Origin of the sequence: Pseudomonas sp. GWSMS-1, from assembly GCF_049847425.1 — a bacterium.
In the GTDB taxonomy this organism is placed as follows: domain Bacteria; phylum Pseudomonadota; class Gammaproteobacteria; order Pseudomonadales; family Pseudomonadaceae; genus Aquipseudomonas.
In genome coordinates, this window is record NZ_JBMHHV010000005.1 from 1593684 (window position 1) to 1616916 (window position 23233).

Here is a 23233-nt window from a genome sequence, read left to right on the forward strand (position 1 = left end):
CAGGCCCAACCAACCCACTTTAGTACCTTCAAGACGCTGAGCGTTCAGCCTCACCATCATCGCCAGTCGCCGCTGCACGACGGCCATCCAGACGCTCAAGCAAAGCAGCGTTGGCGCAGTTGCCCATCACGTTGAGGGCGGTACGCAGCCCATCCGTAAAGCGATCAACCCCCGCGACAACCGCAACTCCTTCCAGCGGCAGGCCGGCAGCCCCCAGCACGGTCGTCATGGCCACCAGTCCGGCACCTGGCACACCGGCGGTGGAGAAGCTCACCAACAGTCCCGTGGTGAACACAGTGATCAACAATGAGGTGGTGATGTCGATGTTGAACAACTGGGCAACAAATAACGCATTAAAGCCCTGTAGTACGGCTGCGCCATCGCGTTTGAGGGCGGTACCAAAGGGCAGGGCAAAGCTGGCTAAGGATTCACTCATGCCGTAGCTGCGCGCATTGCCAAGCGCCAATGGCAAGGTCGCGCCGGAGCTGGCCGTGCCAAAAGCGAAGCCCAGGCTCTGGCCAAAATGCTTTACGAAGTCCAGCGGGCGGGCGCCCGTGATGCCCAACAGCAGCAAATACAGAATCGCCATTAGCGCCAGAGCCAGCGTCAGCCCGGCCACATACATACCAAGGCGCAAAAGCAAGTCCAGCCCCTGGCTGGCAATCACCGAGGTGATCAGCGCAAACACACCATAGGGGGCCAGTTTGAGTACGAATTCCAGCACCTTGAGCGTGACGGTGTAGCCACTCTGAATCAGCCGGCGTAATGGCGCGCTGTCATCCGGTAACGCCCGCATGGCGATACCGATTAGTGCCGCAGCGAAGATAACCTGCAACAAACCGCCGCTGCCCAACGCCGTGAATGGGTTATTCGGCACCAGCCCGACCAGCCACTGACTCAGGCTATCGGCATGACGACCAACAGGGGCCTGGCTGACAAGGCTTACCGCGCCAGTACCCGGGCTCAACCATTGGGCGACCAGCATGCCAAGTGCGAGCGCTATGGCACTGGTGAGCACGTAGCCAACCAGCAGGCGACCAGCGTGGCGGCCAACAGCAGCACCGTGCTCGTGATTTGTCAGGCTCAGGATAAGAGCACCGAACACCATGGGTACGACCACGAACTGCAGCAAGCGCAGGAAGATGCTGCCCACCGGGGTCAGTAAATGAGTGTCCAGCCAGGTCACGCTACCATCAGGCAGTGCGCCGGCGCAGGTGTTCAACACAAGGCCGGTAATGATGCCGAATGCGAGGGCAAACAAGATCTGGCGTGTAACGGACATGCGACCTCCAAAACAGTCAAAAAGCGCGGCAAGCAAGTCGCATGAAATGGGATTAACGAGGCGCGCATTCTGATTACCGAAAAGCTCTATATCAATGAAATCATTAATAATTTTATGGAATAAGCTAAGAAGCGACGTTGCAGGCGGATGAATTTACGCGGCAGCTGTGCAGGCAATGAGTCTTGTGCAAATGTGATATTCATCGTCAAGCCGAACACGCTGGCAATGCCAGTTAAGCTGACAGCACCGAGGCATAAGTGCGCTGTGATTTAACTCATGCCACGGCAGCAGTCCCTGAATGGCAATTACCACTTGGGACGGTTACTGAGTGCACGCTCCAAAAACGCCAGGCGTTTAATTTTCGCTAATGAGTGTTTTCTCTAAACCGTATGCTCGATAGCAGATTGCGTATGGCGCAAAGCACAGTGGAGCACTGGGAGCTTCCCGATCAAAGACTTCGCATAATGTATATTATGTTAAATCATAGTTATGTCGGTAATGTTCAAGAGCTCAGCAAGTGTCGTACTTCAGCTAACTGGAGAATTACGTCAAGGATGAGAACTCTAAAAGCTATTTAAAATCAGCCACTTCCTCTGCACCAATGCTGCACCATTGAGCCTTTTTGGCTGCTTTCATCTGAAGCAGATCAGCTTCGTGCAACACTTGCGAATGAACTGATTGCCTAAAATTGATCGTGCGTATAAGCACATCACCATCGCGATCAACCTACAACTCCGTAAGCACCGATCCATTCAGCTCCTCACGCAGCATTCGCCATTACGGTAAATATGGGGCTCCAGCTCCGGCTTCGATGCTGCACATGCTCCCATTTGCTCTTCATGCGCTTGATGCCCCAACCGCTGACCTCGACACAAAGGACTGGCTGCCATTTCCCAACAACTCGGGGATGAGTTTTAAGCTTTGCCCGGTAATGGAATGAACGACTTCCTGCTTCTTCTCCAGCGAGGTATCAGGGCGCACGCACAGAACAATCGAGGCCGTGCCCTTAGATAGCGACTGTCGCCCACACCGTTAACGGCATCCTGGAACACCTATTTCATGGTCAATTGGCTGGAGGACGATAGCCTGTCTCAGTCCTGAATTAGGTTTTTTGCATGTCTGGCAGCTGCTGCCCCCTGCACAGTGTCAACGACTGGTATGGGGCGCCTATTGTGGGCTGCGGGTATCGCGCTACCGCAGTCATCAGCAAGCTTGGGCAAGCTCTCATGAATTTAACTCAACTAAATGACTATTTAGTTGAGTTAAATTAACTTAGGCCTTAATGAATAGAATACGGCCGTGAAAGCACTGCGGCTGAGACGCTCTACCCCGCCAAAGTCCTGAGCCATACCGGCCTGCTGGAGTCAGGCTTTAGTGTATGGCGGCCTGACTGCGCAATGACCCGCGCGCCTCTGCTCTGGTCAGAGCAGAGGCATCAATCGCGATCCAGCAAATGGAAACTTGGCAAGGCTATGTGCCAACGAATGGCGGCCAAGCGCGTCAGCAACACTGTAAGCATGGCCACACCTGTGTCGAGCCAGTGTGGTGTATCCAGGCTCCGCATACCGATAAAGACCAGGGCCCCTGCTATGCAGGCGGTGGCGTAGATTTCTTTCTGGAATATCAGCGGAATCTCATTGCAGATCACATCACGCATCACCCCGCCCGCCACGCCGGTCATCACCCCCATGATGATTGCCGTGCTATTGGGAACGTCATGCTGCATGGCGACTTCGGTGCCGATCACGGTAAAAACAGCTCCAGCTGACCGGATGGTTATCCAGAATCAAGTCACGCAAGGTACCGCCACCCAGGGCGGTGATGATGGCAATCACCAGCACGCCAAACAGGTCCATGGACTTTCGCCCAGCCATTAACGCGCCGGTGATGGCGAATACCGCGACACCGAACAAATCGGCGAGATAGAACAATTGCGCCATGCTGACCCCAGGACTAGACGGGCGTACGCATAGTGACAAACTCTTCGGCCGCAGTTGGGTGCACGCCGATGGTTTCATCAAAGATCTGCTTGGTGGCCCCAGCCTTAAGTGCGACCGCCAGCCCTTGGACAATTTCGCCAGCCTCCGGCCCCACCATATGGCAGCCCAGTACACGGTCTGTGTCCGCATCCACCACCAGCTTCATCAGCGTGCGCTCCTGACTTTCGGTCAGGGTCAGCTTCATCGGCCGGAAACGGCTCTCGAACACTTGGACGCGGTAGCCCTCCTCCCTCGCCTGCTCTTCGCTCAGCCCAACTGTGCCGATATTAGGCAGGCTGAATACCGCGGTCGGGATCGTCTGATAATCAACAGTGCGGTATTCCTCCGGCTTGAACAAACGCCTGGCTACCGCCATGCCTTCGGCCAGCGCAACCGGTGTCAGCTGAACGCGGCCAATCACATCGCCGATGGCGAGGATTGATGGCGTGCTGCTCTGGTATTGCGCATCGACCTTGATATAGCCGCGCTCATCAAGTTCTACGTGAGTGTTTTCCAGGCCCAGGTTGTCCAGCATTGGACGACGCCCGGTGGCGTAGAAAATGCAGTCTGCCTCAAGCATCCGACCATCTTTAAGCGTGGCCAGCAGGCTGCCATCGGCCTGTTTGTCGATGCGCGCGATATCGCTGTTGAATTGCAGATCGACCCCGTGTTTGGTCAGTTCTTCCTGGAGATGGTTACGCACCGCATTGTCGAAACCGCGCAGGAACAAATCACCACGGTAGAGCAGTGACGTGTGCGAACCGAGGCCGTTGAAGATCGAGGCAAACTCCACAGCAATATAACCGCCGCCTATTACCAGCACACGCTTAGGTAGCTGCTGCAGAAAGAACACTTCATTCGAACCGATCGCATGTTCATGCCCCGGCACCTCAGGGATATGCGGCCAGCCGCCGCTGGCGATCAGGATGTGCTTGGCGCTGTAGCGCTTACCGTCCAGCTCAACGCTGTGGTCATCGACTATCCGCGCATGGCCCTCAAGCAAGGTCACTCCGCTGTTGACCAGCAGGTTACGGTAGATGCCATTGAGGCGTTCAATCTCGCGGTTTTTGTTGGCGATCAGGGTGGGCCAGTCAAATTTGGCCTCACCTACCGACCAACCAAAGCCCTGTGCTTGCTCGAAGTCATCGGCAAAGTGAGCACCATAAACCAGCAGCTTCTTGGGCACGCATCCGACGTTGACGCAGGTTCCGCCAAGGTAGCGGCTTTCAGCCACCGCCACACGCGCACCATAACCCGCGGCAAATCGCGCAGCGCGTACACCGCCGGAACCGGCGCCAATCACAAACAGGTCGAAGTCGTAGGTCATGTAAGCCTCCAGAGCAAGTCGGCAAGCATACCCCAAGCGGCGCTAGCGCCTAAGCTTGAAGCATATGAAACAGCAGGAGAACGCTGATGCGCCCTACCCTTACTCATGTGGCGTTGCATGTGCCTGACGTAGACGCATGCGTGGCCTTTTATGAGCAGTTCTGCGCGATGCGGGTGATTCATCGGCGTGCGGGTAAAGGCTCAACGATTGTCTGGATGGCCGAGCCCGGCAAGGAACACAGCTTTATTTTCGTGCTTATGCCGGGTGGTCAGAACCGACAATTGGCGGCCGATGATTACAGCCATTTCGGCTTTGCCCTAGGCAGTCGAGCCCAGGTCGACAGTATTGCTGAACAGGCGCGACTTGCTGGGTGCTTGGTTTGGGAACCGCGCGAAGATGCCTACCCAGTTGGTTATTACTGCGGCGTGCGTGACCCGGCGGGGCATTACGTGGAATTTAGCTATGGCCAGCCGTTAGGGCCTGGCGCCGAGCATATGGCGTTGCCCTGAATGCACACAGCCACCCGAAGGTGGCTGTGTTTACCGCGCGATAGGCTGAATCAGAAAGCCTTACCGGTTTTGTAGAGGTTTTCGAAGCAGAAGTTGGTGGCGTCGATATAGCCTTCGGCACCGCCGCAATCGAAGCGCTTGCCCTTGAATTTGTAGGCCATGACGCAACCATTCTGCGCCTGCTTCATCAGCGCGTCGGTGATCTGAATTTCCCCGCCTTTGCCTGGCTCGGTCTGCTCGATCAGGTCGAAGATATCCGGGGTGAGGATATAGCGCCCAATGATCGCCAGATTCGATGGCGCATCTTCCGGCTTGGGCTTCTCAACCATGCTGTTAACCCGGTAGATGTCATCGCGAATCATCTCGCCAGAAATCACGCCGTATTTGTGGGTTTCTTCGTGCGGTACTTCCTGGATGGCCACGATTGAGCAGCGGAACTGGTTATAAAGCTTAACCATCTGCGTCAACACCGCATCGCCATCCAGATTCAGGCACAGGTCATCGGCCAGAACCACCGCGAAGGGTTCATCGCCAATCAGTGGGCGGCCGCAGAGGATCGCGTGGCCTAGACCTTTCATTTCAACCTGGCGAGTGTAGGAGAAGCTGCATTCGTTGATTAGCCGACGGATACCGACCAGGTACTTTTCCTTGTCGGTGTCGCGGATCTGGTGTTCAAGTTCGTAGCTGATGTCAAAGTGATCTTCCAGCGCGCGCTTGCCGCGGCCGGTAATCATGGCAATTTCCGTCAAGCCGGCTTCCAGCGCCTCTTCGACGCCATACTGGATCAACGGTTTGTTCACGATCGGCAGCATTTCTTTGGGCATAGCCTTAGTGGCTGGCAGAAAGCGGGTGCCGTAACCGGCTGCAGGGAACAAACATTTCTTGATCATGGGGAACCTTGAGCAATGATGTGAAAAGTGCGTACGCAGTCTATCAGGCTGCACCGGCCTTACAATGCCCCTCCCGCACGGGTCCAACGCATGGATTCAGATCCAGCCTGAATGCCAGGCACAAAAAAACCGGCCAAAAGGGCCGGTTTTTCTGTATTTCGGGTTAACGCGGGTAGTCCCAGGTTAACGTTATTGGTGCCCGAAGCCGGAATCGAACCGGCACGAGGTTACCCTCGAGGGATTTTAAGTCCCTTGCGTCTACCGATTTCGCCATTCGGGCGGTAGCGCTGTGTTGCGAGGCTTGGACTATATACAGCCCGTGCGCACCTCGCAAGGTTTCAAGCTTAAATGAAAAAGCCTCGTAAATCAGTGATCTACGAGGCTCTTCTAATTGGAGGCTGAGGTCGGAATCGAACCGGCGTTCACGGATTTGCAATCCGGTGCATAACCACTCTGCTACTCAGCCTTGAAACTAAACACGGACCGTGAAAAACGATTCGTTAAAAATGGAGCGGGAAACGAGACTCGAACTCGCGACCCCGACCTTGGCAAGGTCGTGCTCTACCAACTGAGCTATTCCCGCTTGTCGTGCTGACGGCCGCCATTCTATAGTTTCATGGCTGTCCGTCAACCCCTTGATTCAAAAAAGCTTATTTCTTTTCTGCGGTGATCCGCAGGTGCGGCCATGCGGCCATCAGGTACTGGGCCATCGACCACAGGGTCAGCACGGCGGCAATGATCAGCAGCGCATAGCCCAACACGACCCAGGCAGTGAATGTCGGCGGATTAGCCAGCAGAATCACCAGGGCCACCATCTGCGCTGCAGTTTTCCATTTAGCGAGCTTGGATACGGCCACATGTGCCCGCGCACCGAGCTCTGCCATCCACTCACGCAGCGCCGATACCACGATTTCGCGACCGATAATGATGGCCGCCGGCAGTGTGAGCCAAAGATTGGAATGCTCATCCACCAGCAGAACCAGGGCTACCGCCACCATCAGCTTGTCGGCAACCGGGTCAAGGAACGCGCCAAACGGCGTGCTCTGCTCCCAGCGGCGAGCGAGGTAGCCATCTAACCAGTCAGTGGCTGCCGCGATTGAGAACATTGCACTGGCAGCCCAATAGCTCCAACTGAAGGGGAGGTAAAAAAGCACAATAAAGACCGGTATTAGCAATACACGGAGCACGGTGAGCAGGTTGGGAATGTTCATCGGCACAACTTAGCGATAAAGAGAGCCGGCATTCTACTCACTGTGCAGTGCGGCATAAATCGACTCGGCGAGTTTTTTACTGATTCCTGGTGCCTTGGCGATTTCTTCGATGCTGGCGCGAGACAGCTCCTGCAGGCCACCAAAATGGTTGAGGAGCTCGCGTCGGCGTTTAGGCCCTACCCCGGCAACCTCTTCAAGTGTCGAGGTGCGGCGGGTTTTATCGCGACGAGCGCGGTGGCCGGTAATGGCGAAGCGGTGCGATTCATCGCGGATTTGCTGAATAAGGTGCAAGGCCGGTGAGTTTGCCGGCAAGGTGAACTCGTGCGCAGCATCGTTCAGGTACAGGGTTTCCAGGCCGGGCTTGCGGGTTGCGCCCTTGGCCACGCCGAGCAACGTAAGGTCAGGCACGGCAAGCTCTTCAAGCACCTCACGCGCCATGGCTAGCTGGCCCTTACCGCCATCAACCAGCAGGATGTCCGGCAGCTTACCTTCGCCATCCTTGATCTTGCTAAAACGCCGGGTAAGGGCCTGATGCATGGCAGCGTAATCATCACCAGGCGTCACGCCTTCGATGTTATAGCGGCGGTAATCGGACTTGAGCGGGCCTTCCGGGCCGAATACCACGCAGGAGGCAACAGTCGCCTCACCGCTGGAATGACTGATGTCAAAACACTCCAGGCGTTGCGGCACCTCATCCAGATCCAACGCTTGCGCCAGCGCATCAAAGCGCGCGGAAACATGCTGCCGATTCGCCAGGCGCGCCATCAGGGCTTGCTCAGCATTGGTCACGGCAAGTTGCTGCCAGCGTGCCCGAATGCCGCGCACTCGATAGCTGATACTCAGCTCACGGCCGCGCAGCTCATCGATTGCTGCGATCAGCGTGGGGAAGTCTTCGTGCTGGACGTTGACGATCAGCTCGTTCGGCAGGTCGCGCTCCTGGCTGCTCAAGTAATACTGCGCGAGGAAGGCCAGCAACACGCTGCTACCCTCCTCCTCGATGGCTACCTGCGGAAAGAAGTTCTTGCTGCCAAGCACCCGGCCACCACGCACGCTGATCAAATGCACGCACGCCCCGCCCGGGTTAACCATGGCCGCAACTACATCCACATCCCCTTCGCCGCCTTCCATGCTCTGCTGGTCCTGGACCCGGCGAAGCAGCGAGATCTGGTCACGCAACCCGGCAGCGCGCTCAAAATCGAGCGTCATGGCGGCGGCTTGCATTGCCGTGGAGAGCTCGTCGGTCAGGGCATTGCTGCGGCCCTCAAGAAACATCACCGAATGACGCACGTCATCGGCATATTCAGCGGGCTCAACCAGGCCCACGCAGGGCGCTTTGCAGCGTTTGATCTGATGCTGCAGGCAGGGTCGTGTACGGTTTTTGTAAAAACTGTCCTCGCACTGGCGCACGAAAAAAGTTTTCTGCAGCAGGTTGAGGCTTTCGCGAATAGCGCCGGCGCTGGGGTAAGGGCCGAAGTAGCGGCCTTTCTGTTTTTTAGCACCGCGGTGGATGCTTAAGCGCGGGAAGTCACCATCGGAAAGAAACACATAGGGGTAGGATTTATCGTCGCGCAACAGAATGTTGTACGGCGGACGCCACTCCTTGATGAGCGTCTGCTCAAGCAGCAGGGCTTCGGTCTCATTGGCGGTGATGGTGGTTTCGATCTGCGCAATTTTACCCACCAGCGCGGCGGTCTTCGGCGCTAAACCGCTCTGGCGGAAATAGCTGGCCAGGCGTTTTTTCAGGTTCTTGGCTTTGCCGACATAGAGCAGCTTGGCATCCACATCGAACATGCGATAGACGCCGGGACGACCGCTGCAAGTGGAGAGAAACGCGCTGGAATCGAAGGCTGCGCGGCTGTCGTCAGCTGCTGGCATCAATCATGCCGTGGCGCACGGCCAGTAGAGCCAGCTCGACATCACTGGTGATCGAGAGTTTTTCGAAGATGCGGTAGCGGTAGGTGTTCACGGTTTTCGGCGACAGACACAGCTTGTCGGAGATCGCTTGAACTTTTTGGCAGCCCGCGATCATCAGCGCAATTTGGATTTCGCGTTCGGAAAGCAGATCAAATGGCGAATTGCTGCTCTGCGGCTGAAATGACTTGAGCGCCAGTTGCTGAGCAATCTGCGGGCTGATGTAGCGTTGACCAGCGAAGACCATGCGAATGGCCTGAACCATTTCTTCGAGCGCCGCACCCTTTGTCATGTAACCCGCTGCGCCCGCTTGCAGTAGACGCGTGGGGAACGGGTCTTCTTCGCAGGCCGTGACGGCAACAATTTTCAGATCGGGATGGCTGCGAATCAGCTTGCGTGTGGCTTCAAGACCACCAATACCCGGCATTTTGATGTCCATCAGGACAACGTCTGGCTTCAGCTCGCGGGCTTTGGTAAGGGATTCTTCACCGGACTCAGCCTGACCAACTACCTGCAATCCGTCGATGTCAGCCAGCATCCGGGTGATACCGGTGCGCACCAGGTCATGGTCATCAACAACGAGTACCCTGATCAAGCGTCACCCCGATTCACATCAATCGCCAAGAGCGAGTGGTTGGGTTGGATAGCAGGAGATTTTGCTAAGTCCAGCTTGGCGCAAAACCGTCAAAATGCAAGCGTCAATAAAGTCAGGCGCTGCAAGTAACGGTTTTCATAATATGGCGGAAGCGGTGAGATTCGAACTCACGGAAGAGTTTCCCCTTCGACGGTTTTCAAGACCGTTGCATTCAACCGCTCTGCCACGCTTCCGGCGTGTTGCGGCCGGCAATCTTACCCGAACGCAACACGCTGTCAAACTCTGCGTGTTGGCTGATTGCATCGCAATGCTATGATCGGGCTGAATTTGGTCACGGACCATCCGTCATTTAAGGAGTGTCGCCATGAACGAACACAATTATGCACTTGACCATACGCAGGTTGAACAGCAAGAAGTTAGCCGCGTCCTGCGCAATACCTACGGCCTGTTGGCTATCACCCTGGCCTTCAGTGGCTTGGTGGCGTACATCGCGCAGCGCGCCAATGTGCCTTACCCGAATATCTTCGTGGTGCTGATCGGCTTTTATGGCCTGTTCTTCCTCACCGCTAAATTGCGTAACTCGTCTTGGGGCCTGGTTTCAACCCTCGCCCTGACCGGTTTCATGGGCTACACCCTCGGCCCTATCCTCAATCGCTACATGGGCATGGCCAACGGCGCTGAAGTCGTCAGCTCGGCCTTTACCATGACTGCACTGGTGTTCTGCGGCCTGTCGGCCTATGTGCTGACAACCCGTAAGGACATGAGCTTCCTCAGCGGCTTTATCACTGCAGGATTCTTTGTACTGTTGGGTGCGATGGTGGCGGGCTTCTTCTTCCAGATCAGCGGCCTGCAGTTGGCGATCAGTGCCGGCTTTGTGCTGTTCTCGTCGGCCTGCATCCTGTTCCAGACCAGCGCGATCATTCATGGTGGCGAGCGTAACTACATCATGGCGACCATCAGCCTGTATGTATCGATATACAACCTGTTCATCAGCCTGCTGCAGATTTTCGGCATCATGGGCGACGACTAAGCTGTCGCCGCACTGAAAAAGCCCGCTTCGGCGGGCTTTTTTATGCCTGCCACGCGCATCTTGGTGGCCCAGGCTTTATCATTTCGAAAAATTTGTCTCGCCAGGTTTGCCATGAAGTTTGCCATCGCCCTGTTCTCCCCTCCCCACACCCCTTCGTCACGGCGCGCCCTGCGATTTGCCCAGGCGGCGTTGGCGGGTGGGCATGAGATTGTGCGTTTATTCTTCTATCAGGACGGCGTGCACAGCGCATCGAGCACCGTGGTCAGCGCACAGGATGAAGTGGATTTGCCGCGTGAATGGCGTGAGTTTGTGCAAGCACAACAGCTTGATGCGGTGGTGTGTATCGCTGCGGCCCTGCGCCGTGGCGTGCTGAACGCCGATGAAGCGCAGCGTTACTCGCGCTCAGCCGCCACTCTTGATGCCCCGTGGGAGCTTTCCGGCCTTGGGCAATTGCACGAGGCGACGCAATTAGCCGATCGTTTAGTGTGCTTTGGAGGGCCATGAAATGAGCAAGTCACTGCTGATTATCAGCCGCCAAGCCCCCTGGTCCGGCCCTTGCGCCCGTGAAACACTGGATATTGCCCTGGCCGGCGGTGCTTTCGACCTGCCGATTGGCATGCTGTTTCTCGATGATGGCGTGTTTCAACTGAGCAGCGCGCAACAACCTGCTCGCGTGCAGCAAAAAGACCTCGGCGCCAACCTGCAGGCGTTACCGATGTTTGGCGTGGACGCGCTGTATGTTTCGCAGCACTGCTTAGCCGAGCGCGGCTTACAGCCGCCATCCAGCAGCCTTGCTGTCACCCTCCTTAACGACGCCGAACTAAGCGCCTTGATTGACCGCTACGACCAGGTGATTACGCTCTGATGGCTACCTTGCATGTGCTCTCGCACTCCCCTTTTACGGATAACCGGCTGAGCAGTTGCTTGCGCATACTCGGCAGCCAGGATGCATTACTGTTGTGTGGTGACGCGGTATACGCGCTGCACGCCGGCAGTGCGCAGCGTCAGGCACTTGAGCGGCTGCCTGAGGCCATTGCCCTGTATGCGCTGGATGAAGATATGCGCGCCCGCGATATTGATTCACCAACACGCCTGAGCCTGGTTGACTACCCCGGTTTCGTGGCCCTTAGCTGCCAATACGATAAGGTCAACACCTGGCTATGACTTCACTGACTGTTGAGGGCCGTAGCCTAGCGCTGGACAAAGATGGCTACCTGGTCGAGCTAAGCGATTGGTCCGAGGCCACGGCTGAGGCGCTAGCGCAGCGCGAAGGGATAAGCCTGAGCGCCGAACACTGGGAAATCTTGCGTTTGGTGCGCAGTTTTTATGACGAGTTTCAGCTGTCGCCGGCCAATCGCCCTCTGATCAAGTTCATTGCCGTGAAAATCGGCCCCGAGAAAGGCAATAGCCTGCACCTCAACCGCCTGTTCAATGGTGCTCCCGCCAAACTCGCCGCCAAGCTGGCGGGCCTACCCAAGCCGACCAATTGCTTATGAACCTTGTGACACCGCCGGAACATCCCTTCGCCCAATTTGTGCGAATTCTAGGCAAAGGTAAGCGCGGCGCGCGCAACCTGACCCGCGAGGAGGCCCGCGACGCCATGGGCATGCTGCTCGATGGCCAGGCCGAAGAGAGCCAACTGGGCGCCTTCCTGATGCTGTTACGGCACAAGGAAGAAAGCGCCGAGGAAATGGCCGGTTTTGCTGAAGCCGTGCGTGCACGCTTGCAGGCGCCGACGATACCGGTCGACCTGGACTGGCCTAGCTATGCCGGGAAGAAACGCCACCTGCCCTGGTTTCTGTTGGCCGCCAAGGCGTTGGCCAATAGCGGCATTCGCATATTGCTGCATGGCGGCGGGCCGCACACTGCGGGCCGCTTATACAGCGAGCAATTACTCGAAGCGCTCGACATTCCGCTGTGCCGCGACTGGGTGAGTGTTGAGCAGGCACTCGCCGATCAGCACTTAGCGTTTATCCCCCTGGGCGACTGGATGCCGCAGTTGCAGCGGATGATTGATCTGCGCAATATCCTCGGTTTGCGCTCACCAATTCACTCCCTCACCCGCATTCTTAACCCACTGGGCGCGCGTTGCGGCCTACAGAGCATCTTCCATCCGGGTTATCAGGCCGTCCATCGCGAGGCCAGCCAGTTACTGGGCGATAACGCCATCGTGATCAAGGGCGAAGGTGGCGAAATCGAGATCAACCCAGACGCCACCAGCCACCTCTATGGCACCGCTAATGGTGAAAACTGGGATGAGGAATGGCCGGCCCTATCAGCGCAACGTCACGTCAAACCGGAATCACTTGAGCCCGCGCACCTGGCGGCGTTCTGGCATGGCAACGTCGAAGATGCATACGGTCAACTTGCGGTAATCAGCACCATGGCGCTGGCTCTACGCGCCCTAGGGCGCAGCCGTGAGGCCGCCTTCGATCAGGCGAAACGCTGCTGGGAAACGCGTAAAACATCGAACTAACTGATGTGTTTAGGCGCCTTTTTACACCTTTCCACCCAGTACAAGCCGTTAGACTGACTCTTCATGCATTACGGAGTCAGTCCTATGGGCCTGCTTATAGACGGACACTGGCGTGACCAGTGGTACGACACCGGCGACACCGGCCGCTTTCAACGTGAAGACGCACAACGCCGCAATTGGATCACCGCTGACGGCGCAGCCGGCCCCAGTGGCACTGGCGGCTTTGCCGCCGAAGCCGGGCGCTACCACCTATATGCCTCACTCGCCTGCCCTTGGGCGCACCGCACGCTGATTTTGCGCCAGCTAAAAGGCTTGCAACCGCTAATTGGCGTTTCAGTCGTCAGTTGGCTAATGCGCGAGCATGGCTGGACGTTCGACACCGAGCACGGTGCCAGCGGTGATGCCCTCGACGACCTTGCCTACCTGTACCAACGCTATACAGCCGATGACGCTCAATACACCGGGCGAGTTACGGTCCCCCTGCTGTGGGACACGCAGCAGAAACGCATCGTCAGCAATGAGTCAGCCGAGATCATTCGCATGTTCAACGGTGCCTTCGATGGACTAACGAACAATCGCCTCGATTTTTACCCCGAGCCTTTACGCGAGCAGATCGACGCCCTCAATGAGCGCATCTACCCCGCCATCAATAACGGCGTTTACCGTGCGGGGTTTGCCACGCGCCAGGATGCTTATGAAGAAGCGTTCGATGAGCTTTTCGAAGCGCTGGATGACCTAGAGGCCAGTCTGGACAGACGCCGCTATCTGGCCGGCGAGTACCTGACAGAAGCCGATATCCGCCTGTTCACCACGTTGATTCGCTTCGATGCGGTTTACCATGGCCACTTCAAGTGCAACCAGCGCCGACTGGAAGACTATCCCAACCTGTCCAACTGGCTGCGCGAGCTGTACCAGTGGCCAGGTATTGCTGAGACCGTCGACTTTACCCACATCAAAAATCACTACTACGCCAGCCACGCCACCATTAACCCCACCGGGTGATCCCCAAGGGGCCGCAGTTAGTCTTGGATCGAGCGCATGACCGTGAGCGTCTGTTGGGTAAAGGAATTTACCAAGGCTAAGTATTAACCTTGGACCCAACCGAGGGTCCCAGGTCATACCGCCTCTTAATCGCGGCGAGTAGCGTCTTCGAACCAAGCCAGTTTTTCGCGTAACTGCACCACTTCGCCGACGATCACCAGGGTCGGCGCATGCACTTCATGCTCGGCCACCAGCTCGGCCAGGTTGGCCAATGTACCGGTGAACACCCGCTGGTTCTGTGTGGTGCCCTGCTGGATCAATGCCGCCGGCGTTGATGCGGCGCGGCCATGGGCAATCAGCTGCTTGCAAATCATGGGCAAACCCACCAGGCCCATATAGAACACTAAGGTCTGGCTGGAAGCCGTGAGCTCGTTCCAGGGCAGATCGCTGCTGCCATCTTTCAAGTGCCCGGTAACAAAGCGTACCGATTGCGCATGATCACGGTGAGTCAGCGGAATCCCCGCATAGGCCGCGCAGCCTGACGCCGCAGTAATGCCCGGCACCACCTGAAACGGAATACCGTGAGCAGCCAGTTCTTCGATTTCTTCGCCGCCGCGGCCGAAAATAAACGGATCGCCGCCCTTAAGGCGCAGTACACGCTTGCCTTCTTTGGCCAGAGTGACCAGGCGTTGATTGATTTGCTCCTGCGGCAGCGCATGCTCGGCGCGCTGTTTGCCCACATAGATGCGTTCAGCATCACGGCGGCACAGCTCGATAATCGCGGGCGCGACCAAGCGGTCGTACAGCACCACATCCGCTTGCTGCATCAGGCGCAAGGCGCGGAAGGTGAGCAAGTCAGGATCGCCCGGCCCAGCGCCAACCAGATACACCTCACCGAGTGCGCGCGGTGCAATCCCAGCAATCTTTTCTTCCAGCAGGCGCTGACCTTCCTGCAATTTTCCGGCGAACACGCTTTCGGCCACCTGGCCCTGGAACACGTCTTCCCAGAACACTCGGCGTTGCTGTACATCGGGGAACAAGCCTTTGACCTGGGCACGGAAGCGCTTTGCCAGGCCGGCAAGCTGACCATAGGTCGAGGGAATCCAGGTTTCGATTTTGGCGCGAATCAGCCGAGCCAGAACCGGCGCATCGCCGCCACTGGTAATCGCCACAATCAACGGCGAGCGGTCGACGATGGCTGGGAAAATCACGCTGCACAGCTTCGGCGCATCCACCACGTTGACCGGAATACCCAACGCCTGGGCTTGGGCCGATATTTCGGCATTCAGCGGTTCGTCATCGGTGGCGGCAATAATCAGCGCCACGCCGTGCAAATCATCCGGCTGGTAATCACGCAGCAGCACTTCACCCTGGCGGGCCGCGGCCATTTCACGCAGTTCTTCACGGATATCAGGCGCGACCACCCGCAGCTTGGCACCGGCGTCGCTGAGCAAGCGCGCCTTGCGCACGGCGACTTCACCGCCACCGACCACCAGTACCAGGCGATCCTGCAGCTTGTGGAACAGGGGCAGAAAATCCATGACACGCACTCTCGATCAGATAAAAAAAACGGGCGGCACTGGCCGCCCCGTCGCAGGTAACAAAAGCGTGGCTTAGCCAATCACTTCGATACCGCCCATATAGGGCTTCAGTACGTCCGGCACGCGGATGCTGCCGTCGGCTTGCTGGTAGTTTTCCAGTACCGCAACCAGGGTGCGACCGACTGCCAGGCCCGAGCCATTGAGGGTGTGCAGCAGCTCTGGCTTGCCGGTTTCCGGGTTGCGGTAGCGCGCTTGCATACGGCGGGCCTGGAAATCACCACAGTTGGAGCAGGAGGAAATTTCGCGGTACTTGTCCTGGCTCGGCACCCAGACTTCGAGGTCGTACGTTTTAACCGCGCCAAAACCCATGTCGCCCGTGCATAGCGCCAGCTTGCGATAAGGCAGTTCAAGCAGCTGCAGCACGCGCTCGGCGTTGCCGGTCAGGCTTTCCAGCGCCTCAAAGGACTGGCTCGGCTCGACGATCTGCACCATCTCGACTTTGTCGAACTGGTGCTGGCGGATCATCCCACGGGTATCGCGACCGGATGCACCTGCCTCGCTACGGAAGCATGGGGTATGCGCGACCAGCTTTAGCGGCAGCTGCTTCGGATCGAGAATCTCGCCAGCGACGATATTGGTCAGCGACACTTCAGCGGTTGGAATCAGGTACAGATCCGCTTCGCCTTCACGGCTGATTTTGAATAGGTCTTCTTCGAATTTCGGCAACTGGCCGGTGCCTTGCAGCGCCGGCGCCTGCACCAGATACGGCGTGTAGGCTTCTTCGTAGCCGTGCTCGCCGGTGTGCAGGTTGATCATGAATTGTGCCAGGGCACGGTGCAGGCGAGCGATGGGCCCACGCAGCAGGGCAAAGCGCGCACCGGACAGCTTGGCGGCGGTTTCAAAATCCAGCCAGCCGTGCTGCTCACCCAATGCAACGTGGTCCTGAATTGGGAAATCGAAGCTACGCGGCGTGCCCCAGCGCGCCACCTCGACGTTGCCGTCTTCGTCTTCGCCAATCGGTACCGACTCATGTGGCAGGTTGGGGATATTCAGCAGCAGGATGTCGAGTTCGCTTTGAATGGCATCAAGCTCACGCTTGCCCGCCTCCAGATCACTGCCCATCTGGTCGACTTCGGCCAGCAGTGGCGCAATGTCTTCACCGCGCTGTTTGGCCTGACCAATGGATTTGGAACGACTGTTGCGTTCGGCCTGCAGCTGCTCAGTGCGGGTCTGCACGGTTTTGCGCTTGGCTTCGAGCGCTTCGAAGCGTGCAACATCAAGGACAAAGCCACGGGTGGCCAGGCGCTCGGCCACTTCATGGAGCTGGGTACGAACGAGTTTGGAATCGAGCATGTTCTGGTCTCAACACATCACAAGGGTTTGCATGGCCGTTGCCATGGCGCGCAATGCCGCGCAGTTTAAGGCTTTAACAGGGTCGCGTGCCACACCGCGCGTTAGACGAGGCGGCTACTGGTAGAGGCGTGCCAGGCTAAATCCGGCCCAAACCGCAGTGACACCACCCAAAACGCTGCATAACAGGTAGGCAAACGCCTCATTATGACGGCCACTTTCAAACAGCTTGAGCAGCTCCAGGCTGAATGAAGAGAAGGTGGTAAAACCGCCGAGCAGGCCAATAATCAAGCCGCTGCGCAATTCGATGGGCAGATCGCTGCGCAGCAGCAATAACCCGGAGAGCAGGCCGATTAGTAGGCAGCCAAGGATATTGACGGTGAAAGTGCCGAGGTAGAAGTACCGCGGCCATTGTGCGGCGACCCAACTGGCGGTTAGAAAGCGCAAAACGGAGCCGACTGCGCCACCGAGGGCTACGGCTAAGGCCACACGAATCATGGTTTTCTCCGCTGCCGAGGGCTATTGCGATCTTGATTCTGCAAGTGCTGCAGCTTGTCGCGAATCTTCAGCTCCAAACCACGCGGCACGGGCTGATAGTAGTTACGCGGCTCGAAGGCTTCCGGGAAGTAATCTTCCCCAGCCGCATAGGCATCGGGCTCATCGTGGGCATAGCGGTATTCATCGCCATAGCCCAACTCTTTCATGAGTTTGGTTGGCGCATTGCGCAGGTGCAGGGGAACTTCCTGCGAGCCATGTTCGGCGGCGTCGCGCTTGGCCGCGTTAAAGGCGTTATACACCGCGTTGCTCTTCGGTGCGCAGGCTAGGTAGGTAATCGCCTGGGCCACGGCCAACTCACCTTCGGGGCTGCCCAGACGCTCTTGAACATCCCAGGCATTCAGGCACAGGGTTAAGGCGCGCGGGTCAGCGTTGCCAATGTCCTCGCTGGCCATGCGCACCACACGCCGGGCTATATACAGCGGATCACAACCACCATCGAGCATGCGTGCGAACCAATACAGCGCGCCGTCCGGGCTGGAGCCGCGTACGGATTTGTGTAGCGCAGAAATCTGGTCGTAAAAGGCTTCACCGCCCTTATCGAAGCGCCGGCGGGTATCGCCGAGCAGATTGAGCAACAGCTCGCTATCGATCGCGCTGCCGTCTTCTGCCAGGTCCGCCGCATTCTCCAGAAAGTTGAGCAAACGTCGGCCGTCACCATCGGCGGCGGCCTGGAGAATCTTGAAGCTTTCTTCGGGCAGGCTCAGTTGGCGTTCGCCCAGGCCTTTAGGGTCACTTAAGGCGCGCTCGACCAGCTTGCGCAACGCGCTTTCATCCAGGCTCTTTAGTACGTAAACGCGCGCCCGTGAGAGCAAGGCGTTGTTCAGCTCGAACGAAGGGTTTTCCGTGGTCGCGCCAATAAAGATCAACGTGCCGTCTTCTACGTAAGGCAGAAATGCATCCTGTTGCGACTTATTGAAGCGGTGTACTTCGTCGACAAACAAGATGGTCTGACGGCCGTATTGCGCAGCATGTTGCTGGGCCACTTCGACTGCCTGCCGGATTTCCTTGACCCCCGACAGCACGGCGGAAATCGTTTCGAAATGCGCGTCGGAAACCTGCGCCAATAGCCGCGCCAGGGTGGTTTTGCCCACACCGGGCGGCCCCCAGAAGATCATTGAGTGCAGCGCACCCTGCTCCAGGGCTTCGCGCAGAGGTTTACCACGTGCCAGCAAATGCTCCTGACCGACGTACTCGTCGAGGCTGGCTGCACGCAAGCGGGCAGCCAGGGGTTGAGCAACGGGGGCCTTGCGAAACAGATCCATGATCGGGGGTTAACGCCTCTTGCTCGAGAGTTTCTACTCTTGGATCACGTCGGCGCCAGCCGGAACGTCGAAAGTGAATTGCGCATTGTCTTGCGGCTCATTCATTTTCACGTTGAGGAACAGGATATTGGTGCGCTGACCAATGCTGTCGATCAACTGCATGTCATTTAGCACGTTGTTACGGAACGACAGACGCAGGCTGTCGAACAGGGTGTCTTTGGACTTGGGCTTGAGGATGAAGTCGACCACATTGCCGCCTTCCTTGTGGCTGATGTCGAAGTTCTCACGAATCTTCGATACATCTCCGGAAAGCAGCAGCGCCGGGGTGTGAGTCAGGCGCTGGTCAAGGGCCTGGATGGTCACTTGCAGCAAATCCGGGTCATACAGCCAGACTTTTTCGCCATTTGAGACCAGCAGTTGCTCCATCGGGGCATCGGTGTGCCAGCGGAACAGACCTGGGCGCTTGAGCACAAGCTGACCTGCGGTTTCTTGCAGCTGAGTACCGCTGCCATCCAGCGTTAGCTGGGAAAAGCGCGCAGTAATGGTTTGCGCCTGATTAAGCAGCTCGGTCAATCGCTGCACAGCAACTTCATCATCTGCCACGGCGGCAACACTGGTAATACTCAATACGGTCAGCAACAGCATGCGAATCAGGCGCATGGGGATCCTTATCAGTTCAGGGCGAAGTGTTAATCGCGAACGGGGCTCGGGGCTATGACCTCGCGAGAGCCATTGGTGTTCATTGAGGTGACGACGCCGGCCATTTCCATGGCCTCAATCATCCGTGCAGCACGGTTGTAGCCGATTTTCAGTTTGCGCTGCACCGCCGAAATTGAAGCGCGGCGGCTCTCGAGGACGAAATTGACCGCCTCATCGTAGAGCGCATCTGTCTCACTGCCTTCACCACCCTCACCGCTGCCTTCAAAGCCGCTACCGGCCTCTTCGGCACCGTTAAGGATGTCATCGATATAGTCCGGCGTGCCGCGCTGCTTCCAGGCTTCTACGACGCGATGGACTTCTTCGTCGGAAACAAAGGCACCGTGTACGCGGATAGGCAAACTGGTGCCCGGCGGCATGTAGAGCATGTCACCGTGCCCCAACAGTTGTTCGGCACCGCCTTGGTCAAGAATGGTCCGCGAGTCGATCTTGCTCGATACCTGAAACGCCATACGCGTAGGAATGTTGGCCTTGATCAGGCCCGTGATCACATCCACCGAGGGCCGCTGCGTGGCGAGAATCAGGTGAATCCCTGCCGCACGGGCTTTCTGGGCGATACGTGCAATCAGTTCTTCTACCTTTTTGCCGACAATCATCATCATGTCGGCAAACTCATCGACCACCACCACAATGGTCGGCAGCGGCTTAAGCAGCGGCGCCTCATCGTGCATGCTTTCACGTTTGTACAGCGGGTCGGCCAGTGGCTCGCCGGCATCGATAGCGTCTTTGACCTTGCGGTTAAAGCCAGCCAGGTTACGCACGCCCATCTTCGACATCAGCTTGTAACGGCGCTCCATCTCAGCGACCGACCAGCGCAGGGCGTTGGCAGCCTCTTTCATGTCGGTGACCACGGGGCATAACAGGTGTGGAATGCCTTCGTAGATCGACAGCTCAAGCATTTTCGGGTCGATCATGATCAAGCGTGCCTCTTCTGGCGTGGACTTGAACAGGATCGACAGAATCATCGCGTTAACCCCAACCGACTTACCCGAACCGGTTGTGCCGGCCACCAGTAGATGGGGCATTTTAGCCAGGTCGGTGATCACCGGCTTGCCGCCGATATCGTGGCCCAGAGCAAGGGTTACCGGAGACTTGGCTTCGTCGTACTCAGGCGACGACAAGACTTCGGAGAAGCGCACGATCTGCCGGTCTTCGTTGGGGATTTCAATACCGACAGTGGTCTTGCCAGGGATCACTTCCACCACCCGCACGCTGATGATCGCCATCGAGCGTGCCAAGTCTTTGGCCAAGCCGGAGATACGGCTGACTTTGATACCGGCTGCCGGCTGGATTTCGAAGCGGGTAATCACCGGGCCCGGGTGAACGGACTCGACGATAACCTCGACACCAAACTCCTTGAGTTTGATTTCCAACAGTCGTGACATCGCCTCCAGGTATTCAGGCGAGTATTTCTTCTGAACTTTTTCCGCCACATCGAGGATCGATAAAGGCGGTAGGCTGCCAGCCAGGGCACTGTCCTCGAACAGGTTGACCTGTTTTTCTTTGAGCACACGCTTGCTGGGCTCAGGTTCTTTCGGCGCAGTGGGCGGTGCGATAACCGGCGCGGCACGGTTAATACGCTCGCTCATGTGTTTACTCAGCGACTCTTCGCGCTGAATAAGGCGCTCTTTGACTTTGGCCTGCTCGCGACGATCCAGCACAATCGGTGCAGAGACATCGCTGACCCGCTCATCGACCTCACGCAGCTGCGCCACCAACTGCTTGCGTTCAAGCCGTGCATTCCACCAGCGGTTGGCCAGGCCCTGAATCAGCTCGATCAGGTCTAGGGTGATTTTTCCGGTGAGGTCCATCACCTTGAACCAGGACAGGTCGGTAAATACCGTCAACCCGAAAAGGAACAAGGCAATCAATAACAGCGTGCTGCCCTGCACATTCAGGCCATTGATGGCCAGCTGCCCAAGGCTTTCTCCCAAGGCGCCACCAGCAGAGGCTGGCATGCTTGAACTGGCATGAAAATGAATAAATGCCAGCGCGGCCCCGGACAACACCAAAAACATCAGACCGATTAACCGCCAGGAGAACAGCCAGCCGCTCCACTGCCAAGGCTGATGCCGAGTACGGAACACCTGCCATGTTTTAACGGCCAGCAGTAATGGGAATAAGTAGGCGAAATAGCCCAGCGCCATAAACAGAATGTCAGCGAACCAGGCACCGGCGCGCCCGGCCGAGTTCTGTACCTGCTCAACGTTGCTGGTGTGGGTCCAACCCGGGTCGGCCGCATCGTAAGTCAGCAACGCCATCCACAGATAAAGACAAAGCGCACCCAAGCCAATCAATGCGCCTTCTTTCAGTCGAGAAGGCAGCTGCTGACGCCAGAGAGGGAGTTGTGCGGTTGGGCTAGATTTCTTCAAAACGCTTGTGTTCCTGCGCCAGGGGCGCCGAATAAGTGATTAACGGTAAACATGCCGCGATTGTACGGGTTTAGCGAGGTGGCGCCAGGCTCCAGGTCTCGCTTGCGCGAGCGGCGGCGGTTGACTCCCGCTCGTTACCTGCTTCGGTGTAGCATATCGGCCACTGTCTTCCGCGCAGCTCAATTTGAGCATGCATTCTCTTTTGTGACAAAGGCTTATGAGGTGTTTTTATGAGCGAAGTCAAGCATTCACGCTTGATCATCCTGGGCTCCGGCCCCGCCGGTTATAGCGCTGCCGTTTACGCTGCCCGCGCCAACCTTAAGCCTGTGATCATTACCGGCATGCAACCTGGCGGTCAGCTGACCACGACCACTGAAGTGGACAATTGGCCAGGTGATGTTGAAGGCCTGACCGGTCCAGCTCTGATGGAACGCATGCAAAAGCATGCTGAGCGCTTCGATACCGAGATCGTCTATGACCACATCCATACCGCCGAGTTGCAGTCGCGCCCCTTCACGCTAAAAGGTGACAGTGGCACTTACACCTGTGACGCACTGATTATTGCCACCGGCGCCTCAGCGCAGTACCTGGGCCTGCCGTCGGAAGAAGCCTTTGCCGGCAAGGGTGTTTCGGCCTGCGCGACCTGCGACGGCTTCTTTTATCGTAACCAAGTGGTTGCGGTGATCGGCGGCGGTAACACGGCGGTCGAAGAGGCGCTGTACCTGTCGAACATTGCCAAGGAAGTGCACTTGGTGCATCGCCGCGACAAACTGCGTTCCGAGAAGATTCTTCAGGACAAGCTGTTCGATAAGGCCGCGAACGGTAACGTGGTACTGCATTGGAACCACTCGTTGGAAGAAGTGCTGGGCGACAACACCGGTGTTACCGGGGCACGCCTTAAAGACACGCAAACCGGTGCTACAACCGACCTGCCGTTGGCAGGCGTGTTTATCGCCATCGGCCACAAGCCCAATACCGATCTATTCCAGGGGCAGCTGAACATGCGTGACGGCTACCTGCTGATCAAAGGCGGCAATGAAGGTAATGCCACCGCCACCAGCATTGACGGGGTATTCGCAGCAGGTGACGTAGCCGACCACGTCTACCGCCAGGCCATCACCTCGGCCGGTGCTGGCTGCATGGCAGCGCTGGATGTTGAGAAATACCTCGACGACAATTGATCCATCCTCGGGCGGATACACATCCGCCCTCCCCTCCCATCTATCCAAATCCCGGCCCTGC

Annotated in this window: 20 protein-coding genes, 4 tRNA genes and 2 pseudogenes; 9 read left to right on the forward strand and 17 right to left on the reverse strand. The window is 57.4% G+C overall.

Annotation, left to right across the window (positions count from 1 at the left end; genetic code table 11):
* Positions 1-28: 28 nt before the first annotated feature.
* The 3 genes and pseudogenes from ACEPAJ_RS10885 to gorA form a co-directional block, all read right to left on the reverse strand.
* Positions 29-1282, reverse strand: a complete 1254-nt coding sequence (locus ACEPAJ_RS10885; protein WP_425914842.1) for a dicarboxylate/amino acid:cation symporter — start codon at positions 1280-1282, stop codon at positions 29-31.
* A 1435-nt stretch (positions 1283-2717) separates the two neighbouring features.
* Positions 2718-3222 (reverse strand): annotated as a pseudogene (locus ACEPAJ_RS10890) (trimeric intracellular cation channel family protein).
* Positions 3223-3235: 13 nt separating this feature from the next.
* Positions 3236-4588 (reverse strand): glutathione-disulfide reductase, encoded by a 1353-nt coding sequence (gene gorA, locus ACEPAJ_RS10895; protein WP_425914843.1) that lies wholly within the window; start codon positions 4586-4588, stop codon positions 3236-3238.
* Positions 4589-4674: 86 nt separating this feature from the next.
* Here gorA and ACEPAJ_RS10900 point away from each other — a divergent pair, with 86 nt between their 5' ends.
* Entirely contained in the window at positions 4675-5097 is a 423-nt protein-coding gene (locus ACEPAJ_RS10900; RefSeq protein WP_425914844.1) for a VOC family protein, read from the forward strand.
* Between the two features lie 50 nt (positions 5098-5147).
* On the opposite strand, the gene galU is transcribed toward ACEPAJ_RS10900, so the two are convergent.
* From galU to ACEPAJ_RS10940, 8 genes are all read right to left on the reverse strand, one after another.
* The gene (gene galU, locus ACEPAJ_RS10905; RefSeq protein WP_425914845.1) at positions 5148-5987 is read right to left on the reverse strand and encodes a UTP--glucose-1-phosphate uridylyltransferase GalU; all 840 of its coding nucleotides are present in this window, start codon (positions 5985-5987) and stop codon (positions 5148-5150) included.
* A 193-nt stretch (positions 5988-6180) separates the two neighbouring features.
* Positions 6181-6267 (reverse strand) — tRNA-Leu (locus ACEPAJ_RS10910).
* 112 nt (positions 6268-6379) lie between these two features.
* Positions 6380-6453, reverse strand: a tRNA-Cys gene (locus tag ACEPAJ_RS10915).
* Between the two features lie 41 nt (positions 6454-6494).
* A tRNA-Gly gene (locus tag ACEPAJ_RS10920) sits at positions 6495-6570 on the reverse strand.
* 67 nt (positions 6571-6637) lie between these two features.
* Entirely contained in the window at positions 6638-7198 is a 561-nt protein-coding gene (pgsA, locus tag ACEPAJ_RS10925; protein ID WP_274089199.1) for a CDP-diacylglycerol--glycerol-3-phosphate 3-phosphatidyltransferase, read from the reverse strand.
* Positions 7199-7231: 33 nt separating this feature from the next.
* Complete coding sequence (gene uvrC / locus ACEPAJ_RS10930; protein WP_425914846.1) at positions 7232-9073, reverse strand: excinuclease ABC subunit UvrC; 1842 nt, start codon at positions 9071-9073, stop codon at positions 7232-7234.
* The gene (gacA, locus tag ACEPAJ_RS10935) at positions 9060-9704 is read right to left on the reverse strand and encodes a response regulator transcription factor GacA (RefSeq protein ID WP_274089197.1); all 645 of its coding nucleotides are present in this window, start codon (positions 9702-9704) and stop codon (positions 9060-9062) included. Before gacA ends, uvrC begins: the two co-directional genes overlap by 14 nt.
* Positions 9705-9847: 143 nt before the next feature.
* Positions 9848-9937, reverse strand: a tRNA-Ser gene (locus ACEPAJ_RS10940).
* 131 nt (positions 9938-10068) lie between these two features.
* Here ACEPAJ_RS10940 and ACEPAJ_RS10945 point away from each other — a divergent pair.
* The 7 genes and pseudogenes from ACEPAJ_RS10945 (at position 10069) to ACEPAJ_RS10975 (ending at position 14292) form a co-directional block, all read left to right on the forward strand.
* Positions 10069-10734, forward strand: a complete 666-nt coding sequence (locus ACEPAJ_RS10945) for a Bax inhibitor-1/YccA family protein (protein WP_425914847.1) — start codon at positions 10069-10071, stop codon at positions 10732-10734.
* A 111-nt stretch (positions 10735-10845) separates the two neighbouring features.
* Positions 10846-11238, forward strand: a complete 393-nt coding sequence (tusD, locus tag ACEPAJ_RS10950; RefSeq protein WP_425914848.1) for a sulfurtransferase complex subunit TusD — start codon at positions 10846-10848, stop codon at positions 11236-11238.
* A 1-nt stretch (position 11239) separates the two neighbouring features.
* Positions 11240-11599, forward strand: coding sequence for a sulfurtransferase complex subunit TusC (gene tusC, locus ACEPAJ_RS10955; RefSeq protein ID WP_425914849.1), 360 nt, complete (start codon positions 11240-11242; stop codon positions 11597-11599).
* The gene (gene tusB / locus ACEPAJ_RS10960; protein WP_425914850.1) at positions 11599-11898 is read left to right on the forward strand and encodes a sulfurtransferase complex subunit TusB; all 300 of its coding nucleotides are present in this window, start codon (positions 11599-11601) and stop codon (positions 11896-11898) included. The genes tusC and tusB overlap by 1 nt, the downstream gene beginning before the upstream one ends.
* Positions 11895-12230: a TusE/DsrC/DsvC family sulfur relay protein gene (locus tag ACEPAJ_RS10965; RefSeq protein ID WP_425914851.1), complete on the forward strand. Its 336-nt coding sequence runs from the start codon at positions 11895-11897 to the stop codon at positions 12228-12230. Before tusB ends, ACEPAJ_RS10965 begins: the two co-directional genes overlap by 4 nt.
* Positions 12227-13210 (forward strand): glycosyl transferase family protein, encoded by a 984-nt coding sequence (locus ACEPAJ_RS10970; protein ID WP_425914852.1) that lies wholly within the window; start codon positions 12227-12229, stop codon positions 13208-13210. The genes ACEPAJ_RS10965 and ACEPAJ_RS10970 overlap by 4 nt, the downstream gene beginning before the upstream one ends.
* Before the next feature lie 84 nt (positions 13211-13294).
* Positions 13295-14292: pseudogene (locus tag ACEPAJ_RS10975) on the forward strand (glutathione S-transferase family protein).
* Between the two features lie 45 nt (positions 14293-14337).
* On the opposite strand, the gene cysG reads toward ACEPAJ_RS10975, so the two are convergent.
* The 6 genes from cysG to ftsK all read right to left on the reverse strand — a co-directional run bounded on the left by cysG (position 14338) and on the right by ftsK (position 22024).
* A complete protein-coding gene (gene cysG, locus ACEPAJ_RS10980; RefSeq protein WP_322949282.1) occupies positions 14338-15732 on the reverse strand; it encodes a siroheme synthase CysG in 1395 nt (464 codons plus the stop codon).
* Positions 15733-15804: 72 nt separating this feature from the next.
* Positions 15805-17085 carry a serine--tRNA ligase gene (serS, locus tag ACEPAJ_RS10985; protein WP_425914853.1) on the reverse strand — a complete coding sequence of 427 codons (1281 nt, stop codon included), beginning with the start codon at positions 17083-17085 and terminating at the stop codon, positions 15805-15807.
* Positions 17086-17199: 114 nt separating this feature from the next.
* Positions 17200-17580, reverse strand: a complete 381-nt coding sequence (gene crcB, locus ACEPAJ_RS10990) for a fluoride efflux transporter CrcB (protein WP_425914854.1) — start codon at positions 17578-17580, stop codon at positions 17200-17202.
* Positions 17577-18902, reverse strand: coding sequence for a replication-associated recombination protein A (locus tag ACEPAJ_RS10995; RefSeq protein ID WP_425914855.1), 1326 nt, complete (start codon positions 18900-18902; stop codon positions 17577-17579). The genes crcB and ACEPAJ_RS10995 overlap by 4 nt, the downstream gene beginning before the upstream one ends.
* Before the next feature lie 33 nt (positions 18903-18935).
* On the reverse strand, positions 18936-19562 hold the full coding sequence (lolA, locus tag ACEPAJ_RS11000) for an outer membrane lipoprotein chaperone LolA (RefSeq protein WP_425914856.1): 627 nt from the start codon (positions 19560-19562) through the stop codon (positions 18936-18938).
* A gap of 29 nt (positions 19563-19591) precedes the next feature.
* Positions 19592-22024 carry a DNA translocase FtsK gene (gene ftsK / locus ACEPAJ_RS11005; RefSeq protein ID WP_425918009.1) on the reverse strand — a complete coding sequence of 811 codons (2433 nt, stop codon included), beginning with the start codon at positions 22022-22024 and terminating at the stop codon, positions 19592-19594.
* A 197-nt stretch (positions 22025-22221) separates the two neighbouring features.
* Here ftsK and trxB point away from each other — a divergent pair, with 197 nt between their 5' ends.
* Complete coding sequence (trxB, locus tag ACEPAJ_RS11010; RefSeq protein WP_425914857.1) at positions 22222-23172, forward strand: thioredoxin-disulfide reductase; 951 nt, start codon at positions 22222-22224, stop codon at positions 23170-23172.
* The last annotated feature ends 61 nt before the right edge of the window (positions 23173-23233 follow it).

Excerpts from the sequence above, each read along its gene's own strand:
- ACEPAJ_RS10885 (WP_425914842.1), bottom strand. The coding sequence starts at position 1,282 with ATGTCCGTTACACGCCAGATCTTGTTTGCCCTCGCATTCGGCATCATT.
- gorA (WP_425914843.1), bottom strand. The coding sequence starts at position 4,588 with ATGACCTACGACTTCGACCTGTTTGTGATTGGCGCCGGTTCCGGCGGT.
- ACEPAJ_RS10900 (WP_425914844.1), top strand. The coding sequence starts at position 4,675 with ATGCGCCCTACCCTTACTCATGTGGCGTTGCATGTGCCTGACGTAGAC.
- galU (WP_425914845.1), bottom strand. The coding sequence starts at position 5,987 with ATGATCAAGAAATGTTTGTTCCCTGCAGCCGGTTACGGCACCCGCTTT.
- pgsA (WP_274089199.1), bottom strand. The coding sequence starts at position 7,198 with ATGAACATTCCCAACCTGCTCACCGTGCTCCGTGTATTGCTAATACCG.
- uvrC (WP_425914846.1), bottom strand. The coding sequence starts at position 9,073 with ATGCCAGCAGCTGACGACAGCCGCGCAGCCTTCGATTCCAGCGCGTTT.
- ACEPAJ_RS10945 (WP_425914847.1), top strand. The coding sequence starts at position 10,069 with ATGAACGAACACAATTATGCACTTGACCATACGCAGGTTGAACAGCAA.
- tusD (WP_425914848.1), top strand. The coding sequence starts at position 10,846 with ATGAAGTTTGCCATCGCCCTGTTCTCCCCTCCCCACACCCCTTCGTCA.
- tusC (WP_425914849.1), top strand. The coding sequence starts at position 11,240 with ATGAGCAAGTCACTGCTGATTATCAGCCGCCAAGCCCCCTGGTCCGGC.
- tusB (WP_425914850.1), top strand. The coding sequence starts at position 11,599 with ATGGCTACCTTGCATGTGCTCTCGCACTCCCCTTTTACGGATAACCGG.
- ACEPAJ_RS10965 (WP_425914851.1), top strand. The coding sequence starts at position 11,895 with ATGACTTCACTGACTGTTGAGGGCCGTAGCCTAGCGCTGGACAAAGAT.
- ACEPAJ_RS10970 (WP_425914852.1), top strand. The coding sequence starts at position 12,227 with ATGAACCTTGTGACACCGCCGGAACATCCCTTCGCCCAATTTGTGCGA.
- cysG (WP_322949282.1), bottom strand. The coding sequence starts at position 15,732 with ATGGATTTTCTGCCCCTGTTCCACAAGCTGCAGGATCGCCTGGTACTG.
- serS (WP_425914853.1), bottom strand. The coding sequence starts at position 17,085 with ATGCTCGATTCCAAACTCGTTCGTACCCAGCTCCATGAAGTGGCCGAG.
- crcB (WP_425914854.1), bottom strand. The coding sequence starts at position 17,580 with ATGATTCGTGTGGCCTTAGCCGTAGCCCTCGGTGGCGCAGTCGGCTCC.
- ACEPAJ_RS10995 (WP_425914855.1), bottom strand. The coding sequence starts at position 18,902 with ATGGATCTGTTTCGCAAGGCCCCCGTTGCTCAACCCCTGGCTGCCCGC.
- lolA (WP_425914856.1), bottom strand. The coding sequence starts at position 19,562 with ATGCGCCTGATTCGCATGCTGTTGCTGACCGTATTGAGTATTACCAGT.
- trxB (WP_425914857.1), top strand. The coding sequence starts at position 22,222 with ATGAGCGAAGTCAAGCATTCACGCTTGATCATCCTGGGCTCCGGCCCC.